Source organism: Nisaea sp., assembly GCF_040217065.1.
In the GTDB taxonomy this organism is placed as follows: domain Bacteria; phylum Pseudomonadota; class Alphaproteobacteria; order Thalassobaculales; family Thalassobaculaceae; genus Nisaea.
Window position 1 is genome coordinate 63,754 of sequence record NZ_JAVJNX010000004.1, and the last position, 17,409, is coordinate 81,162.

The 17,409-nt window shown below is 62.7% G+C and carries 18 protein-coding genes; 14 read left to right on the forward strand and 4 right to left on the reverse strand.

Features of this window, described 5'->3' with window-relative positions:
- Positions 1 to 13 precede the first annotated feature (13 nt).
- The 3 genes from RH950_RS01860 to RH950_RS01870 all read right to left on the reverse strand — a co-directional run bounded on the left by RH950_RS01860 (position 14) and on the right by RH950_RS01870 (position 4,045).
- Entirely contained in the window at positions 14 to 1,558 is a 1,545-nt protein-coding gene (locus RH950_RS01860) for an acetolactate synthase large subunit (protein ID WP_350053127.1), read from the reverse strand.
- Positions 1,559 to 1,677: 119 nt separating this feature from the next.
- Positions 1,678 to 2,940, reverse strand: coding sequence for a polyhydroxyalkanoate depolymerase (locus RH950_RS01865; RefSeq protein WP_350053129.1), 1,263 nt, complete (start codon positions 2,938 to 2,940; stop codon positions 1,678 to 1,680).
- A 148-nt stretch (positions 2,941 to 3,088) separates the two neighbouring features.
- Positions 3,089 to 4,045: a S1C family serine protease gene (locus RH950_RS01870; protein WP_350053131.1), complete on the reverse strand. Its 957-nt coding sequence runs from the start codon at positions 4,043 to 4,045 to the stop codon at positions 3,089 to 3,091.
- Positions 4,046 to 4,574: 529 nt separating this feature from the next.
- Between RH950_RS01870 and RH950_RS01875 the strand changes: the two genes are divergently transcribed.
- The 3 genes from RH950_RS01875 to RH950_RS01885 all read left to right on the forward strand — a co-directional run bounded on the left by RH950_RS01875 (position 4,575) and on the right by RH950_RS01885 (position 7,852).
- A complete protein-coding gene (locus RH950_RS01875) occupies positions 4,575 to 5,090 on the forward strand; it encodes a D-glycero-alpha-D-manno-heptose-1,7-bisphosphate 7-phosphatase (RefSeq protein ID WP_350053133.1) in 516 nt (171 codons plus the stop codon).
- A gap of 125 nt (positions 5,091 to 5,215) precedes the next feature.
- A complete protein-coding gene (locus RH950_RS01880) occupies positions 5,216 to 7,387 on the forward strand; it encodes a malate synthase G (RefSeq protein ID WP_350053135.1) in 2,172 nt (723 codons plus the stop codon).
- 9 nt (positions 7,388 to 7,396) lie between these two features.
- Positions 7,397 to 7,852: a GIY-YIG nuclease family protein gene (locus tag RH950_RS01885; protein WP_350053137.1), complete on the forward strand. Its 456-nt coding sequence runs from the start codon at positions 7,397 to 7,399 to the stop codon at positions 7,850 to 7,852.
- Positions 7,853 to 7,885: 33 nt separating this feature from the next.
- On the opposite strand, the gene RH950_RS01890 is transcribed toward RH950_RS01885, so the two are convergent.
- Positions 7,886 to 8,092 carry a hypothetical protein gene (locus RH950_RS01890; RefSeq protein WP_350053139.1) on the reverse strand — a complete coding sequence of 69 codons (207 nt, stop codon included), beginning with the start codon at positions 8,090 to 8,092 and terminating at the stop codon, positions 7,886 to 7,888.
- Between the two features lie 380 nt (positions 8,093 to 8,472).
- On the opposite strand from RH950_RS01890, the gene RH950_RS01895 reads away from it, so the two are divergent.
- The 11 genes from RH950_RS01895 to RH950_RS01945 all read left to right on the forward strand — a co-directional run bounded on the left by RH950_RS01895 (position 8,473) and on the right by RH950_RS01945 (position 17,358).
- Positions 8,473 to 9,543 (forward strand): methyl-accepting chemotaxis protein, encoded by a 1,071-nt coding sequence (locus RH950_RS01895; protein WP_350053141.1) that lies wholly within the window; start codon positions 8,473 to 8,475, stop codon positions 9,541 to 9,543.
- Positions 9,544 to 9,571: 28 nt separating this feature from the next.
- Positions 9,572 to 9,808: a hypothetical protein gene (locus tag RH950_RS01900; RefSeq protein ID WP_350053143.1), complete on the forward strand. Its 237-nt coding sequence runs from the start codon at positions 9,572 to 9,574 to the stop codon at positions 9,806 to 9,808.
- Positions 9,805 to 9,951, forward strand: coding sequence for a hypothetical protein (locus RH950_RS01905; protein WP_350053145.1), 147 nt, complete (start codon positions 9,805 to 9,807; stop codon positions 9,949 to 9,951). Before RH950_RS01900 ends, RH950_RS01905 begins: the two co-directional genes overlap by 4 nt.
- The gene (locus tag RH950_RS01910; protein ID WP_350053147.1) at positions 9,948 to 10,994 is read left to right on the forward strand and encodes a Rieske 2Fe-2S domain-containing protein; all 1,047 of its coding nucleotides are present in this window, start codon (positions 9,948 to 9,950) and stop codon (positions 10,992 to 10,994) included. Before RH950_RS01905 ends, RH950_RS01910 begins: the two co-directional genes overlap by 4 nt.
- Positions 10,991 to 11,752 (forward strand): hypothetical protein, encoded by a 762-nt coding sequence (locus RH950_RS01915; RefSeq protein WP_350053149.1) that lies wholly within the window; start codon positions 10,991 to 10,993, stop codon positions 11,750 to 11,752. The genes RH950_RS01910 and RH950_RS01915 overlap by 4 nt, the downstream gene beginning before the upstream one ends.
- Positions 11,752 to 12,024 carry a hypothetical protein gene (locus tag RH950_RS01920; RefSeq protein ID WP_350053151.1) on the forward strand — a complete coding sequence of 91 codons (273 nt, stop codon included), beginning with the start codon at positions 11,752 to 11,754 and terminating at the stop codon, positions 12,022 to 12,024. The genes RH950_RS01915 and RH950_RS01920 overlap by 1 nt, the downstream gene beginning before the upstream one ends.
- Before the next feature lie 13 nt (positions 12,025 to 12,037).
- On the forward strand, positions 12,038 to 12,751 hold the full coding sequence (locus tag RH950_RS01925; protein WP_350053153.1) for an SDR family NAD(P)-dependent oxidoreductase: 714 nt from the start codon (positions 12,038 to 12,040) through the stop codon (positions 12,749 to 12,751).
- 251 nt (positions 12,752 to 13,002) lie between these two features.
- Positions 13,003 to 14,184, forward strand: a complete 1,182-nt coding sequence (locus RH950_RS01930) for an acetyl-CoA C-acyltransferase (protein ID WP_350053155.1) — start codon at positions 13,003 to 13,005, stop codon at positions 14,182 to 14,184.
- Positions 14,185 to 14,196: 12 nt separating this feature from the next.
- Complete coding sequence (locus tag RH950_RS01935) at positions 14,197 to 15,396, forward strand: acyl-CoA dehydrogenase family protein (RefSeq protein ID WP_350053157.1); 1,200 nt, start codon at positions 14,197 to 14,199, stop codon at positions 15,394 to 15,396.
- 13 nt (positions 15,397 to 15,409) lie between these two features.
- A complete protein-coding gene (locus tag RH950_RS01940) occupies positions 15,410 to 16,552 on the forward strand; it encodes an acyl-CoA dehydrogenase family protein (RefSeq protein WP_350053159.1) in 1,143 nt (380 codons plus the stop codon).
- A 143-nt stretch (positions 16,553 to 16,695) separates the two neighbouring features.
- Positions 16,696 to 17,358 (forward strand): HAD family hydrolase, encoded by a 663-nt coding sequence (locus RH950_RS01945; RefSeq protein WP_350053161.1) that lies wholly within the window; start codon positions 16,696 to 16,698, stop codon positions 17,356 to 17,358.
- The last annotated feature ends 51 nt before the right edge of the window (positions 17,359 to 17,409 follow it).

The window sequence follows — 17,409 nt, forward strand, 5'->3', positions numbered from 1 at the left end:
AATGTACCAGAAATTACATCCAGGCTTCGATCAAATGCGGTCCAGGTTCATTCAGCGCGCGTTTAAACTGCTCGTTGAACTCATCCGCGGTGGTTGCCCGGGTGGCCGGAACCCCCATTCCCTGCGCCAGCTGGCGCCAGTCCAGGTCCGGGCGGCCGATTTCCAGCATGTCAAAGGCTTTCCTGCCGGGATTTTCGGCCCCCACATTCATCAATTCACCCTTCAGGATCTCATAGGTCCTGTTGGCAAAGATGACGTTCACGACATTACATTTCTCACGCGCCTGGGTCCAGAGCGCCTGCAAGGTGTACATGCCGCTGCCGTCGCCTTCGAGGCAGATCACCTTGCGGTCCGGGCAGGCGATCGCCGCGCCGGTCGCATATGGCATGCCGATACCGATGGAGCCGCCGGTCAGTGACAGCCAGTCATGCTGCTCGGTTCCGGCAGTAAAAGGCATCAGCCCCCGACCGGACGTCACTGATTCATCAGCGATGATCGCATCTTTCGGCATCAGGTGGCCGATCGCCGCGGCGATGCTCTCAGGCGTCAGCTCGCCGCTCATCAGCGCCGGCTTTTCAGCCTTCTGACGGACCGGCTCGATATCGGTCGCACCGAGTTCCTCGGCAATGTCGGTCAGGGCAGCCAGCAGATCGTAGCCTTCCCGCGCCACGTCAACGACATTGCAGCTTTCCGGGATCAGTACGCTCGGCTTGTTCGGATAGGCGAAGAAAGCGACCGGCACGGGCGCGCCGATCAGGATCAGGTTCTTCACCGATTCAAGCTGCTTCAGCGCGATATCCACCGGATACTGAATCCGTTCGACAGGCACCCGGCCCGCGCCACGCTCCCAGCGCCGGTTACTGGTCTTGCAGCTCAGGCGGCATCCGGTCTTCGCCATGATGCGACCGGCCATCTCCAGCGCCTCGCCCATCAGCGCGGTGTCGGAGATATGGATCATGCACTCCTCGCCGGAGGTCAGTGCCGCCGCCGCCGCACGAACAGCGTCGGCTGATGCTTTCGGGCGGGCAACCGGGGCGACAGGAGCCGCCGGGCCATTGGATTCTTCCCATGCGGTGTTGGCCGGGAGAATCAGCGTCGCCACCTGACCGGGGACGCCCATGGAAGCGGCAACAGCGTCGGCGCCGTCTGCCGCAACATCCTTGGAGGACCGCGAGGTCTTCACCCAGCCGGAGACCGGGCGGGCGATGCCTTCGATATCGGCTGTCAGCGGCGCGTCATATTCGATGTGATAGGTCGCGTGCTCGCCGACGATGTTCACGACCGGCGTGAATGCCTTCTTCGCATTGTGCAGGTTGGCAAGACCATTGCCGAGCCCCGGGCCGAGATGCAGCAGCGTGGAGGCCGGTTTCAGCGCCATCCGCGCATAGCCGTCCGCCATGCCGGTCACCACACCCTCGAACAGGCCGAGCACGCAGCGCATGCCCTCGACCCGGTCAAGCGCGGCGACGAAATGCATCTCCGAGGTTCCGGGGTTGGAGAAACACACGTCCACTCCGGACGCGACAAGGGTACGCACCAGACTCTCTGCGCCGTTCATTTTTATCCTCTGGGATCAGGGGGCCAAAAAAAGGAGCGGCGATGATGGCGCCGCATCCTGCAAAGCGCAAGCGCGGACGCCACATGCCATTCGTTCCGATGGCCGACGGGTTGGTCCCGTCAGCTCGCGATTACGTGCAGCTTGCGGGCCTTGGCGCCAAGTTCATGATCGTGCTCACGGATGAACCCCTTCACCACCGGCGCGATTTCCCGGCGCCAGCGACCGCCGTTGAAGACGCCGAAATGGCCGACATTCTTCTGCAGGTGATAATGCTTCATGGAATCCGGCAGGTTCGGCGTGATATCGAGTGCGGCCCTGGTCTGGCCAACACCGGAAATATCGTCGAGCTCTCCTTCAACGCACAGAATAGCGGTCCTGGTGATCTGCTCGGTTTTCACCGGATTCCAGCGGGCCATCAGCTCACCCTTCGGCAATGAATGCTTCTGGAACACTTCTTCCACCGTCTGCAGATAGAATTCCGCCGGAAGATCCATGACAGCCAGGTACTCCTCGTAGAAGGCCTTCTTCTTGTCGGCCTCCTCATCATCACCCTCAACCAGGTGATCGAACAGCTCGTTGAGCGAGAGCATGTGCTTGTCGAGATTCATCGAGATGAAGTTCGTGAGCTGGATGAAGCCCGGATAAACCCGGCGTCCCATGCCCGGATACGGTGGCGGGACGACGGTGATGACATTACGCTCGAACCATTCGATCGAATGCTCCTGGGCCAGCGTGTTCACCGCTGTCGGATTGCATCGTGTATCGATCGGACCGCCCATCAGCGTCATCGAGGCAGGTGCACAGATATCGCCCCAGCCGGACATCACCGCCACAGCGGCCAGTGCCGGCACGCTCGGCTGGCACACCGCCAGGACGTGGGTGTTCGGGCCGAGATAATGCAGAAAGTCGATAATGTAATCGATGTAATCGCTGAGATTGAAACGGTCGGCCGTCATCGGCACATAGCGGCAATCGTTCCAGTCCGTCACATAGACATCGTGGTCCGGCAGCATCGTTTCCACGGTTCCCCGCAGCAACGTCGCGTAATGCCCCGAAACCGGCGCGATCACCAGCAGTTTAGGATCGTTTCGCTTAATCTCGCGCTTGAAATGCACCAGATTGCAATAGGCGCGATGGATGACGGTCTCTTCCTCGATCGCGACGTCCTTGCCGTCGATCACCGTCTTGTCGAGTCCCCATTCGGGCTTGCCATAGCGCCGGGTGACGCGCTCGAAAAGTTCCGTCGCGGAACTAAGCTGCCGGCCCAAAGGGGTGTAGGATAGCGGGCTCCAGGGAGCCGTGGCCACGTTACGAACGGCCTGCGCTCCCATCCGCCATGGCTGGATCGCCATGCGGGTCGCTTCATACATGTGGTATAGCATTGCTTATGCTCCGCGTTCCGACGGTCCCGCCTGATCAGGCCTGATCGCCTGCCGCAAGGTCCGCGCTGTAAACTGCACAATAGTGGCACTCAAATTGCTGCATTGCACCAAAGAATGTCGAGACGCCGCTCCGCCGGTGCCGCCAAGGCTAGTGAAGGGCCGGAGACTTCAGCAAGGCGTCCCGCGAGATAGAACGCACATTCGCACTCAGAACCTCACCGTCTCTTACAAGCGACAAAGGCACCGTCACGCCGGCATCGCCGAGCGACCAGACATGCCGGAGGAACTCCGCCAGAGATTTGACCCGCTCATCGTCCACGGCAACAACAATATCGCCGACCATGATGTCGGCCTCATCCGCAGGACCATTCTCGCTGAGTGCGGCGACCACGACCTGATCATGAATCTCGGTCCCGAAGAGCCCGAGCCAGGGGCGTGCCGGTTTCTCCACCCGTCCATAGGTCGACAATTGCTCGAGGATGGGTTTCAGCAGGTTGATCGGCACCACCATGTTCCCGTCGATCGCCGTATCCTCACCGGTCTGCTGAACCATGAGAGAGCCGATTCCCAGCAGACTGCCGTCCGGGCCGATCAGCCCGCAGCCGCCCCAGTTCGGATGCGCCGGCGCCGTGAAAATCGCCTCGTCGAGCAGGTATTCCCAGTATCCGGCGAATTCCCGGATGGCCATGACCTCCGCGGCGATCGCGCCCCTGGCGCCGCCAAGACCGCCAAGCACGACGGCATCGCCCTCGCTGAGAATATCCGAATCGCCCAGCGGCAGAGCCGGCAGATCAAGGTGACCGAGGGCCTGGATGAGACCGAAACCGGTCTCCTGGTCATATCCGAGGACATGACCGGCAACTGCCCGGCCGAAATTATCCGTGATCCAGACCTGCTCGGCTTCCGTTACGAGATAGCCGATGGTCAGGACCAGACCGTCTTCCCGGATGACCACACCATTGCCGCTGCGCTCCGTGCCGAGCAGGCTGGCTGTGTAGGCATCTTCGGGGATGGCCGTGCGAATCCCAACGAGGGAAGCGTAAACACGATCAAGATCGTATCCGTAGTCTTCCTGCTTCGGCGAGTTTGCGCGTTGCTGTTCCATAAGTGTCCTGACGCTGAAACGATGCTGCCCAGAATTTTTATTCACTATACAGGGCTGTTTCCCTGTTGGAAGAGCATCACCCCGTCTCGAATGACGGTGGGGCCCAACCAACACAAGGTCAGTGTCGAAGCGCTGCGTCCGGCCTAGCGGCCGCGCATGTAACGCTTTTCAGGACGATACGGGTGCAAGAATGCCTGTACCGACTTGCGGACGATTTCCATAAAGCGGACCATTCTGTCCAACTCCGTCTGAAGGATGGGTTCGGCCCGCCGCTTGCAGCGGTCGGCCGGCCCGATCCGGGTTTGAACTATCTCTTGCCGATGCAATCATCGGGCCAAGATCCGACTGCTGCATCGCGTGTCACAGGATGCGATATAGGAATGAAAATATCGTAAAGGAACCAAGGCGTTTGACTAAAATCCTCACAGCATGGGCGGATTGTGAACAATCTCACTCCCGCCCTTATGAAATTCGGAACGGATGATGCCTGGTAGAGTTTTGACCGATTGATCACCATGCTGGCTAAACAATGAGCAAGAGACCCGCAGCCTTTCTCGACCGAGACGGCGTTCTGAACCGCGATACCGGATATCCGCACCGCCCAGACCAGATCGAGTGGGTAGACGGTGCCCGGGACGCGGTTGCGCAGCTCAAGGCGCACGGCTATCTCGTGTTTGTCGTCACCAACCAGGCAGGAATCGCTCGCGGCCTCTACGACGTACCGGACGTCGAAGCTCTGCATCGATGGATGGAGGCACAAGTCCGCGAGCGTGGCGGCGCGATCGACGATTTCCGCATCAGCCCCTATCATCCGGATTTCGACGACGGCCGTTTCACGGCACTTGCGCATTGGCGCAAACCGAAGCCGGGCATGATCGTCGATCTTCTGTCTCACTGGGACGTCGACCTCGCCCGCTCCTTCCTGATCGGCGACCGGCTGACCGATATGCAGGCCGCAGAAGCCGCCGGCCTTCGGGGACACCTCTTTAAAGGCGGTGATCTGCTGAAATTTGTGAACGACCTGTTGGCGACCGCGCCGGATTGAGCGGTTGCACAATAAAATGGTTCCGGTTTTCACATCGCGGAACCGCCGCTTGCGTGCCGGGGGACGGATCAAGAGGATGCGCCTCGATTTCTGACCCATGAAACCCACGCGGAAAGGGCCACGCGATGACCAGCCGGATCCAGATCGGCAGCCTGCAGATCGACCAGACGCTGTATAACTTCATGAACGAGGAAGCCCTTCCGGATACCGGTGTTGCTCCGGAGGCGTTCTGGACCGGGTTTGAGCGTATCGTGTCTGACTTCGCGCCGAAGAACCGGGCGCTGGTAGCCAAGCGTGACGCGCTGCAGAGACAGATCGATACCTGGCACAAGGCCAATCGCGGCGCCGACTTCGATCTTGAAGCCTACAAGCTCTTCCTGAAGGATATTGGCTATCTCGTGCCGGAAGGCCCGGCCTTCTCCGTCGGCACGGAAAATGTCGATGCAGAGATTGCCACCGTCGCCGGCCCGCAGCTGGTTGTCCCGGTGATGAATGCCCGCTACGCGCTGAATGCCGCGAACGCCCGCTGGGGCAGCCTCTATGATGCACTCTACGGTACCGACGCCATATCCGACGAGGGCGGCGCGGAAGCCGGCGGCGTCTACAATCCGGCCCGCGGCGCCAAGGTCATCGCCTGGGCCCGCGACTTCCTCGACACATCGGCACCTCTCTTGCGAGGAAGTCACGCGGATGCCGCCGGCTACAGCGTTGTAGACGGCCAGCTTTCCGTCGCACTGAAAGACGGCACAGCGACCGACCTGAAGGCCCCGATCCAGTTCGCCGGATATAACGGCGATGCGGCCGCGCCGGACGCCGTCCTGCTGCGCAACAACGAGCTGCATTTCGAGATCGTCATCGATCGCGGCCACATGATCGGCAAGGACGACGCGGCCGGTATCGCCGACGTCATCGTCGAAGCCGCGCTGACCACGATCATGGATTGCGAGGACTCGGTTGCCGCCGTCGATGCCGAGGACAAGGTGCTGGCCTACCGCAACTGGCTCGGCCTGGCGAAAGGCGACCTCGCCGACAAGTTCATGAAGGCTGGCAAGGAAGTCACCCGCACGCTGAACCCGGATCGCATCTACGCCGCCCCCGATGGCAGTGAGGTCCGGCTGCACGGGCGCAGCCTGATGCTGGTCCGAAATGTCGGCCTGCTGATGACCAACCCGGCCATCCTCTATGACGGCGGCAAGGAAATTCCGGAATGCCTGATGGATGGCGTGTTCAACGCGGCCATCGCCCTGCATGACCTGCGCGGCGAAAACAAGGGCGGCAACAGCCGGGCCGGTTCCGTCTATACCGTAAACCCGAAAATGCACGGCCCCGAGGAAGTCGCCTTCATTGAGGCGCTCTTCAGCGAGACGGAGACGCTTCTCGATCTGGCGCCGAACACCCTGAAAATGGGCATCATGGACGAGGAGCGCCGGACGACGGTGAATCTCAAGGAATGCATCCGGGCCGCCAAGGACCGGGTCGTCTTCATCAATACCGGCTTCCTCGACCGTACCGGCGACGAGATCCATACCTCCATGGAAGCGGGTCCGATGATCCGCAAGGGCGACATGAAAGCCTCGCCATGGATCAAGGCCTACGAGGACTGGAACGTCGATATCGGGCTGGAATGCGGCCTGCAGGGCCACGCCCAGATCGGCAAGGGCATGTGGGCCATGCCGGACCTGATGGCGGAAATGCTGAAGCAGAAGAAGGGCCATCCGGAAGCGGGCGCCAACACCGCCTGGGTGCCGTCCCCCACCGCCGCCGTGCTGCATGCCACGCATTATCACGAACTGAACGTGAAACAGCGGCAGGACGAGCTGAAGACCCGTGGCCGGGCCAATCTGGATGACATCCTGTCCATCCCGGTGGCCACGCGCCCGAACTGGGACGCGGAAACCATCCAGCAGGAACTCGATAACAATGCCCAGGGCATCCTCGGCTATGTGGTGCGCTGGGTCGATCAGGGCGTCGGCTGCTCCAAGGTGCCGGACATCAACAATGTCGGCCTGATGGAAGATCGAGCAACCCTGCGGATTTCCAGCCAGCACATCGCCAACTGGCTGCATCACGGTGTCTGCACTGCGGCCCAGGTCGAGGAGACCATGAAGCGGATGGCGAAGGTTGTGGATGGCCAGAATGCCGGCGACCCGGCCTATACGCCGATGGCTCCCGACTTCGACAAGAGCATCGCCTTCCAGGCCGCCTGCGATCTGGTGTTCAAGGGACGGGAGCAGCCGAGCGGCTATACCGAACCGGTCCTGCATGGCCGCCGCCTGGAGGTGAAGGCCCGGGGCTAGTCAAACAGCATGGCCAACCTGACGCTGGAGGAATTCGCCACCATCGTCCGTGACCTGGTCGGAATGCCGTCGATGGACCTTGCGGCCGGACGGGCTGCCGGACCGGAACCGGGAAGCTATCTGCTGTTGCTCGACATCGCTGAGCCCCTGACAATCCACATCAAGAATAGAGACTGGCGGTTATCCGCCGGTCTCTTTGTCTATGCGGGCAGTGCCCATGGCGCTGGCGGACTAAAGGCGCGGCTGCGCCGGCATTTTCGCAAAAAGAAGAAACCGCACTGGCACATCGACCGGATAACAGGAGAAGTCCGGGCCATGCACGCTCTCTGCTATCAAGGCGTCTCGGAATGCGCTTTGTGTGCAAAGCTTATCGGCAGCGACAGGTTTTCGCTGCCGATACCCCGCTTCGGCAGCAGCGACTGCAAGAGCTGCCCCGCACATCTTCTGGAACTCACCGGTGCATGACGCCCGGGGTCGCAGCCCGGCGCGGTCCCGGACCTAGTCATTCTCGCGCGGCCGCAGCCCAAGATCCATGACCTGCTTGCGCGCATCATCGTCCTCGGTGCCGGCCATGGCCGACAGCAGCATGGCCGCGGCAACGACACCTTCCATATGCGCTTTCAAGGGAGACAGGCCTCGATCGAAGGATTCGGAAACCGTTTCGTAATAGGCTTCCTCGATCATGACTCTGGTGCTGTCGTCCACGGTAACCTCTGTCCAAAAACATCCACAGGGCCTGTTCGCCTCTGTCGCGCGATACAGCGCCCGAAGTGAGAATGACAAGAAATATCAATATCTTATTGATCGAAACATTGTGCAACCGGATGTCGCCGGCATGATCCTCGGGAGATCTGACGCTCGAGTTAACCTAGAGCCCTAAACCTAACAAATCGTCACCGGAAACCCGGATCGGCGCGGATCAGAATCACTATTTTATTTACCGCAGCCTGACAGACAGGATCAACGATTTGGCATTCCGGCCCTGACGACCAATCACAAATCCTTGAGTAGGGATTTGAATACCCACCTCCACACCGATTTGGGCCAAGGTTGGGTTTGACGCGGACGAGAAGGAATGCGGCTGCATGGATGTGACTGAATTAATCGCCGGCTGCGGCCTGGACCGGAAACGGGCGGCAGCGCTGCCGGAAATATGGGAGCAATTCGTCGCACAGGAACTGGACGACGCGCTGGAGGCCACCTATCGATTCTGCACGTCCTTTCCAGGGCTCGCCGAATTTCTCTGGGGACAGGACGAGCGGACATGGATTGCGAGCCAGAAGGATCGCTGGGCCAGCGTGTTCGCCTCCGGCATCGACGGAGGCCATGTCGAGCGGGTCCGCGGCTTCGCCCGGGGCGACCTGGAGAGCGCCATGAACCCGGCCGTCTATGGACAGTTTTTTGCCTGCCTCGGCCGCGAGCTGTCAGCCCGCATTCTGGCCTCCGGCGACGGGGCACCGGAGGCCCGGGAGGCAGCTCTTCTCGTCGGCACGCTGATGAATGCCGAAGCAACCATTGCCTCCTCCGCCTATAGCGCCGCGCAGAACGAGAAAAATCAATCCACCATCGAAGAGCTGACGGGCCTGATGGGACAGAATGTCGGCGACATCATCGGCGGGGTTGCCGGCGCGTCCGACAAGCTCTCCTCCAGCATGGCGACCATCAGCGAGAATGTCGGCCGCAACCTGAATCTGGCGACCGACATCTCCAGCACCGTTGATTCGGCTGTCTCCCGGCTTTCCGAGCTCTCATCGGCCATCGATGGCATTCTGAAACTGCTCGACGGTATCAAGCTGATCGCCGGCCAGACCAACATGCTGGCCCTGAACGCGACCATCGAGGCGGCCCGTGCCGGCGAAGCCGGGCTCGGCTTTGCCGTTGTCGCCCGCGAGGTGAAAATGCTGGCCACGGACAGCCGGGAAGCCGCGGATGGCATCGCCGGCATGACGAACCGCCTGAGCGATACACTCGGCATGGTGCAGACCGGTTTTGCGGACATTACCGAGCGGGTATCAACCATGGTACGCTCGATCCAGGAAAACGGCATGGCCGCGGAAGAACAGCACCGGGCGACCGGCGAGATCGCGGACCGTATGGCCCGGCTCAGCCAGGAAATAGACGAGTCGATCTCCGGTATCCGCCGGCATTACGGCTGACGGCAGAGCGGCAACGGAAGGCAGGCGGATGATTGACGTACCGGCCGTCGAAACGGTTCAGGGCATTTTCACCGCCGCCACCTATTACGGCTATATCGGCATGGCGGTAGCCGCTGTCTTCCTGCTCTACGGGATCGACCAGATCGATCCCGGATCCCGTGGCAGCTATCTCTTCCGGCTGTTCCTGGTCCCGGCGGCGGTCGTCTTCTGGCCGGTCATCCTTTGGCGCTGGACCGTGATCGCCCGCTCGGGAGATCACCCATGAAACGCCGTCACCAGCGCTGGCACCTGCGGATCTGGATTGCCCTGGCCGTGCTGCTGCCCGCCCTTCTTCTGACCACCGTCCTGCAGCGCCAGGAGCGCCCGATCGAACCGCCGCTGCAGCTCGGCCAGGGAGCGGCGCAATGAGCGTGCAGTACAGACCCGTGACCTGGGCGAGGAACAAGGTCATCTACGATCTCGTGCTCGGGTTCGGCATTGCTGCCTTCATCATCCTGTTCCTGCGCTATGCGCCGGGCTGGCTGGAAAGCCCGCGAATCAGCGGCCCGCAACTCCGGATGCGGGCGTTCGGCACCTGCGCCTTCCTGCTGCTGACGATCGTGCTGAGCATCGGCCCGCTGGCCCGGCTGGACAGCCGTTTCCTGCCGCTGCTCTATAACCGCCGGCATTTCGGCGTCGCCATCTTCTTCGTCGCCCTCGCCCATGCGCTCTCCGTGACCGGCTGGTATCAGGCCTTCGGTCCGATCGACCGCTATGTTGCCCTGCTGGCATCGAACACCGCGGTCACGTCCTGGCAGGCCTTCCCGTTCGAGTATCTCGGTATCTTCGCCCTCGGCATCCTCTTCACCCTGGCCGCGACCAGCCATGATTTCTGGCTGAACTTCCTTGGCGCTCCCCTGTGGAAAGCGATCCACATGTCGGTCTATGCGGCCTATGCCGCCGTGATCGGCCATGTCGCGCTGGGTGTGCTGCAAGCGGAACATTCCCCCTGGCTGATCGGCCTGACCGGTGTCAGCGTTCTGCTTGTCTGCGGCTTGCACATTGCGGCCGGATTGCGGGAACGGGCCACGGCAAACGCTGTGTCTGTCGATGAAGAGTGGGTGCATGCCGCCTATATCGTCGATCTGCCCAACGAAGGCGGTGTGACTGTCTTCCTGCCGACCGGAGAGAAAGCCGCCCTGTTCCGCTATGACGGCAAGGTCTCCGCGCTCTCCAACGCCTGCGCCCACCAGAACGGCCCGCTGGCCGAGGGCCGGATCATTGACGGCTGCGTCACCTGCCCCTGGCACGGCTACCAATACCGGCCGGAGGACGGCTGCTCGCCTGCCCCCTTCACCGAGAAGGTGGCGACCTACCGGCTGCGCCGGGACGGGGACCGCATCCTGATCGACGCGAACGCCCTGCCGCCGGGCACGCCGGTGCCGCCGATCCAGCTGGAGCAGAGCGCATGAGCCACTCCTCCGGAGACTTCTTCGTCGGCTATCTGAAGACACCGCCGAAACTCGCTCTGTTCCTGACATTCGTGGCCGTGCTGCTGACCGGCCTCGGTATCGGCGGCGGCTTCGCCCTGCTTGCCAGCCAGCCCAACTACGGCGATGGGGGGTTCAAGGGCGGCTACAAGGAGCATCTCGGCATCCTCCAGGCGGCGCCCTATCCGATGCTGCGGCTGCCGCCGGACGCAGATCATCCCGACGGCCGGACCATCCTGCTTTCCGAGCCCGGCAAGCGCGGCGCACAGCAGCGCGCGGTAAAGCATGACGGCCAGATCGTCGATGTCGGCGGAGTCTTCATCACCCGCGAGGGGACGCGCCTTCTGCAAGTCGGCGGCGCTGCGAAAATCCGCCCGGCGAACGAACCAGCGTCCATGCAAGGCTTTGTCCCGGCTGCGGACGTACCACTCGGCCCAGTGACGCTGCGCGGCGAGATCGTCGATACGAAATGCTATCTCGGCGCCATGCGCCCCGGCGAGGGCAAGGTGCACAGGGCCTGCGCCAACCTCTGCCTGATGGGCGGCATCCCGCCGATGCTGGCGGTCTTTCATGAGAACGAGGCGCCGACCCTGCTGCTGCTGACCAACGCGGAGGGGGAAGCTCTCGATGCCGACATTCTGGATTATGTCGCGCCCTATGTGTCCGTCACAGGCGAGCTTTATCGCCGGGGCGACCTGCTGATGCTGCGCACCGACGCCAGCCGGATCAGGTTCCTCTGATGCGCCCGGCGACATTCCTTCGCCTGCTGCTGGGACTGGCCTATGCCGCCGCTGTCGGCTGGCTGCTTTACGATTATTCGGACGAAGCGGCATCCCTGCTGCGCGGCCGCTGGCTGAAGGACCTCTGGCCCGGCGCGGAGAACGTGATCAGGGTGGGATGGCTCTATGATCTGCGGATCGTCGCTGTGCCCGTCTATGCGGCAGTCGGGCTCTGGATTGCCGAACGGATCTGGCATCGGCTGACGGCTCTGTTCTGGCCCGAGGAACAGTGAGGGGAAAACGGTCATGGTGGACATAGCGCGCAAGGTCATCGCGGTCAGCGGTGCGACCGGCAATCTTGGCGCCGCCTGCGTCACGGCGGGCCTCGCCGCAGGTGCCAGGATCGCGGCGCTCGGGCGCTCGAAAGCCGCCCTCGAACGGCAGTTTCCGGATGCCGCGAGCGATCCCCACATTCTGCTCCTCGACGGCGTCGATCTTGAGGAAGTGTGGTCGGTCGACGCTGCGCTTGCCCGGACTGTTGATCGCTTCGGCGGACTGGATGCGGTCATGAACACGGTCGGCGGTTTCGCCATGGGGCGAATCGCCGGGGACAGTTTCGATACCTGGAGTGCGATGCAGGCGATAAACGTGCAAACCGCCTTCACCCTGACCCGGGCCGCCATCCCCCTGCTGCAGCAGCGCGGCGGCGGTAGCATCGTGCATGTCGCTGCCCTTGCCGGCCTTGCGTCCGCGCCCGGCCTCTCCGCCTATGCCGCGTCGAAAGCAGCCGTCTTGCGGCTGGTCGAAGCCGCCGCCGCCGAACATCGCTCGGACTGCATCCGGGTCAATGCGGTGATGCCCGGCACCATCGACACGCCGCAGAACCGGGAGGCCATGCCGGATGCGGATGTCAGCAAATGGGTGTCGCCCGCCGCCATCGCCGACGCCATGCTGATGCTGGCCGGCGACCACGCCCGTGCCGTCACGGGCGCTGCCATTCCGGTCACCGGGCCAAGCTGACAGACAGAGGCTCGGCAGGGCCCGTGACGGACTCTACCGGAAAGGCCTGTGAACACACGTCCTGCGGTCGGCAGATCGAACTCTGTCGCCTGCCTGGCGCTTTGCTGGACCGGCCGCGTTAGGGCGCAACGATCCCACGGCTCTTCTGGTCGCCGCCAGTTTCGCCACGCGAAACCGGATTTCGAAAATACTTGTCGGCCTCCCCGGCTGTTCGATATGACTTATAAAAAAGCACTTGGGAGGAATGAAGAGTGAAAGAGGCAGTCGTCCTTTCGACCGCCCGCACGGGACTGGCAAAATCCTTTCGCGGCGCCTTCAACGACACACATGGCGCGACCATGGCCGGGCATACGCTCGAACATGCGGTCAAGCGCGCCGGTGTCGCCCCGGGCGAGATCGAGGATGTTATCCTCGGCTGCGGCCTGCCGGAAGCGGCAACGGGCAAGAATATCGCACGGCTTTCGGCAATCCGCGCCGGCCTGCCGGTCTCCGCCGGCGGCGTCACCGTCAACCGGTTCTGCTCATCCGGCCTGCAGGCCATCGCCATGGCGGCGCAGCGCGTCATCGTCGACGGCGTGCCGGTGATGGCGGCGGGCGGCGTCGAATCCATCAGCCTGACCCAGGCCAACCTGAACCAGACCCGGCTGGAAGAGCCCTGGCTGATGGAGCACAAGCCGGAGCTCTATCACTCCATGATCGAGACGGCGGATCTGGTGGCCTCCCGGTACGGCATCAGCCGCGAGGCCCAGGACGCCTATTCCGTACAAAGCCAGCAGCGCACGGCGGCGGCCCAGGAAGCCGGCAGGTTCGATGACGAGATCGTCCCGATCACCGTCGAGAAGCTGGTGAAGAACAAGGAAACCGGCGAGGTCAGCCGGGAGACCGTCACCCTCGTGAAAGATGAATGCAACCGGCCCGGCACCACACAGGAAGGCCTCGCGGGCCTCTCCCCCGTGCGCGGCGACGGGCATTTCATCACGGCCGGCAATTCCAGCCAGCTTTCCGACGGCGCGTCGGCCTGCATCATCATGGACAGCAAGCTGGCGGAGCAGCGCGGACTGGAGCCGCTCGGCATCTTCCGCGGCCTCGCCACCGCCGGCTGCGAGCCGGACGAGATGGGCATCGGCCCGGTCTTTGCCGTGCCGCGCCTCTTGGAACGGACCGGCGTCAAGCTGGAGGATATCGGCCTTTGGGAGCTGAACGAGGCCTTCGCCTCGCAGGTTCTCTATTGCCGCGATAAACTCGGTATTCCGGACGAGATACTGAATGTGAACGGCGGCTCGATCTCGATCGGCCATCCTTACGGGATGACCGGATCGCGTATGGTCGGGCACGCCCTGATCGAAGGAAAGCGCCGCGGCGCGAAATATGTAGTGACCACGATGTGCGTCGGCGGCGGAATGGGCGTCGCCGGGCTCTTTGAAGTGGCATAAGGGAGCAGGCAAATGGACTTGAATTTCACCCCGGAGGAACAGGCGTTTCGTGAACAGGTACGCGCCTTCCTGCAGTCCGATCTTCCGGACGATATCCGGGACAAGATGAAGGGCGGCAAACGCCTCGTCAAAGACGACTATTTCCGCTGGCACCAGGCACTGTCGAAGCGCGGCTGGCTGGCCACGAACTGGCCGAAGGAATATGGCGGGCCGGGCTGGACGCCGGTGCAGAAGCATATCTTCGACGAGGAATGCTATTCCGCGGGCGCCCCGCGTATCCTGCCCTTCGGCGTCAACATGGTCGCCCCGGTGATCATGAAATTCGGCAGCCAGGAGCAGAAGGATTATTATCTGCCCCGTATCCTCGACCTGACCGACTGGTGGTGCCAGGGCTATTCCGAGCCCGGCTCCGGCTCGGACCTTGCCTCCCTGCGCTGCAGCGCCAAGCGCGAAGGCGATCATTATATCGTCAACGGCCAGAAGACCTGGACCACGCTCGGCCAGTATGCCGACCACATCTTCTGCCTGGTCCGCACCGATCCGGATGCGGCAAAGCCCCAGCAAGGCATCTCTTTCCTGCTGATCGACATGAAGACGCCGGGTATCACCGTCCGCCCGATCATCCTGCTCGAAGGCGAGCATGAGGTGAACGAGGTCTGGTTCGACGATGTGAAGGTGCCCGCCGAGAATATCGTCGGCGAGGAGAACAAGGGCTGGACCTACGCCAAGTATCTGCTGACCCATGAGCGCACCGGCATCGCCAATGTCGGCGCCTCCAAGGCGGCCCTGCTGCACCTGAAGGCGATTGCCCGCGACCAGCGCAAGAACGGCCGGCCGCTGATCGAGGACCCGCTGTTCCGCAATCGCCTCGCTAAGGTGGAGATCGACCTGATGGCGCTGGAAATGACCAATCTCCGTGTGCTGGCCGAAGTCCAGTCCGGCGGCGCGCCGGGGCTGGAAAGCTCGATCCTGAAGATCCGCGGCACCGAGATCCGCCAGGAGATCACCGATCTCTCCCGCCGGGCCCTCGGCCCGTACGCGCTGCCGTTCCAGTCGGAAGCGCTGGAAGGCGGCTTCAATGGCGAGCCGGTCGGCCCGGACTATGCGGCCCCGGTGGCCAAGCAGTATTTCAATATGCGCAAGCTCAGCATCTATGGCGGGTCCAACGAGATCCAGAAGAACATCATCGCCAAGGCCGGGCTCGGACTCTAAGGGAAACACGACTATGGATTTTTCGCTCAGCGAAGAGCAGCGGATGCTCAAGGACACGGTCGAGCGCCTGGTGCGCGAGACCTATGATTTCGAGAAACGGCAGAAGATCGCCGAATCAGAAGAAGGCTTTTCCCGCGCAGTCTGGGGCCAGCTGGCCGAACTCGGCCTGCTCGGCGTGCCGTTCCCGGAAGATTTCGGCGGGCTCGGTGGCGGCGGGATCGATCTGATGATTGTCGGCGAGGCGCTGGGGCGCGGCCTGGTGGTCGAGCCCTATCTCGCCACCGTGGTGCTCGGCGGCGGACTGGTCGAACTGCTCGGCTCAGACGCCCAGAAGGAAGAGATCCTCGGTGCCGTGGTCGGCGGCGAGAAACTTCTGGCCTTCGCCCATGGTGAACCCGACGGCCGCTACGAGACCGCCCATGTCCGCGCCACGGCCGAAAAAACCGACGGCGGCTGGACGCTCACCGGGCGCAAGTCGGTGGTGCTGAACGGCGGCGAGGCCGATACCCTGATCGTCTCCGCCCGTGTCAGCGGCAAGCATGACGACGAGGACGGCATCGGCCTGTTCCTGGTCGACAGGGGAGCGGTAAACATGACGCTCCACAGTACGCCCGCAATCGACGGTACCCGCGTCGCAGAAATCGCCTTCGACGGTGTCGAGGTCGGTGCGAAAGCCGTGCTCGGCACGCCGGGCGCCTGCTTCCATGCCATCGAGGAGGTCCTGGCCCGCGCCGTCATCCTGCTGTCGGGCGAAGCGGTCGGTGCGATGGATATGGCGGTCGATACCACGGTCGAATACCTGAAGACCCGCAAGCAGTTCGGCAAGTCCCTCAGCCAGTTTCAGGTCCTGCAGCACCGGGCCGTCGATATGCGGATTGCGCTGGAGGAGGCCCGCTCACTCGCCATTCTGGGCGCCGCCCGGCTGGGCGAGTCCCGGGATCTGCGCGAGCTGGCCGTCAGCGCCGCCAAGTCCGGCATCGGCCGACATGCCCATTTCGTCGGCGAGCAGGCCATCCAGCTGCATGGCGGCATCGGTATGACCTGGGAAGTCCCGGTCGCGCATTACGTCAAGCGGCTGGTCATGCTCGACCACCTGTTCGGCGATACCGACCACCACCAGGAACGCTTCGCCGTCCTGTCCGACGCGGCGGCTTAAGCGCTCATCGAAATGTAAACTGTCATCCCGCATCAAGTGCGGGATGACAGTTTTGTTCTAGGTTCGGACACCGGCCATCCACCGGTGACACCGACGCCGAAATTGCCTAAACCGGAACTCCCTTCTCCTGACCGGATGCCCCCATGTTCTCCGCCATCATCTTTGACTGCGACGGCGTCCTCATCAATTCAGAGTCGATCCTCAGAGATTATTACAGAGGCTTTCTGGCCAGGCTCGGCCTGCATTACGATCCGCACGCCTACAGCAAGAAATTCAAGGGCAAGGCCTGGCCGCAATTCGCGGCACTGGTCGAGGAAGAATACCGGGAGACCTTCGGCAAGCCGATGCCCGAAGGCAGCTATCATGGTGTCAAGGATGGGACCTGGGCGGAATACCAGCGCTCCCTGCAGCCCACCGACGGGATCGACCTTTTACTCGACAGTATCACCCGCCCCAAGGCCGTCGCCTCGAACAGCCATGCCGCATCGCTGGAGCGCAAGCTGCGCCATACCGGCCTGATCGGACATTTCGCCCCGCATCTGATCTCCCTTGAAGACGTCGTGAATGGCAAACCGGCGCCGGACATGTTCCTCCTCGCGGCGGAGCGGCTTGGCGCCGCGCCCGGTGAGTGTCTGGTCATCGAGGACAGCGTGACCGGCGTCACCGCCGGCGTCGCGGCGGGCATGGCGGTCTGGGGCTATGTCGGGGAAAGCGGCGGCGACCCGGATCTGCCGGGCATGCTCCGGGCGGCCGGAGCGAGCGCCATCTTCACCCATCACAATGAGATCCGCGCAAAACTGGCATGACGAGAGGACCGGTGACAGAGCGGGGGTAAACCCGTATTTGGAGAAACCCTC